Raw genomic sequence first — 1,016 nt, 5'->3', positions numbered from 1 at the left:
TAATGGCAATTTGGAAAACGAACGAACTCTATATACGCCAAACTCATATGAAAACTTAGCCACGCCCTTATGGAAAGACGCTAATACAATCTTATTGACGCGAAAGCCACCATCACAGCCATGGCAGCTAGTTGAATATAGTTTGAATGGCCAGTCTTTAAACATCGTATTGAGCGAAGCGAACACCAATATATTTGAAATCTACGCCGGCCCTACCTCACAAAACGTCATACTGAGCAGCGATAAAAATGGATTTATAGAGTTATGGTCATATCATCTAGAACAACAGTCACTGAACCCTTTGACGATCAGTATTGGGGGCGCGAGTTCGGGATCATATAGCGCTCAAACTGGACAGCTCGCCTATCGCTATTACAGCGACAAGGGATGGGACATCGTATCAACCGACTATAAAGAATTATCTCCTGTCATTAATGCGGAAAAGAGCGCGGAGAGAAATGCGGAGAAAACCGCGGAAAGTAACCCAGAAAACAACGCCATGCCAGGTACAGTTCAATCACCTCATTCATACAAGGGCTTAGAATTAGATACAAGCTCGCATCAAGATCGTGAACATAAACCCCTCTTACAACACGACTACAATCCGCTTGAAAGTATTGCACCCCAGTCTTGGTTTTTTGGTTTCACTAGCGACAACACCAACACCACAGCCTCAATCATTCTTAACGGGCGCGATGTCTTAAATTTTCATAACTGGGGGCTTATCGCGGGTAGAGATTTCGACAACGACTTAAATGTCTTTTCTGGCGCTTATACCTTATACAACCATCTCACTGCATTGTACTCACGTGCATACGATTACACCGAAGGCAGCGCCTCGGGGCCCCCAGCCTTCGTAGACAAAGCGCGCCTCATAGAAGACCAAGAAGACAGCGCGTTACTGGCGCATAAAACATGGCGTTTTGATTTTTCCCAATTGACCCTTACTGGAGGTGTAAACAATTATCAGCGCACCCTCGAGGATCAGTTCACCAACACCCAGCAATCAATCCACG

The 1,016-nt window shown here is 45.4% G+C and carries 1 protein-coding gene; it reads left to right on the top strand.

From position 1 onward, the window contains the following. On the top strand, positions 1–1,016 hold a 1,016-nt coding region (locus tag A3738_RS30730), incomplete at both ends, for a hypothetical protein (RefSeq protein WP_197473669.1).

The sequence above is a fragment of the Oleiphilus sp. HI0066 genome (assembly GCF_001635725.1).
The sequence above is the reverse complement of the archived record's forward strand: the minus strand, read 5'-3'. Positions and strand labels throughout refer to the sequence as shown.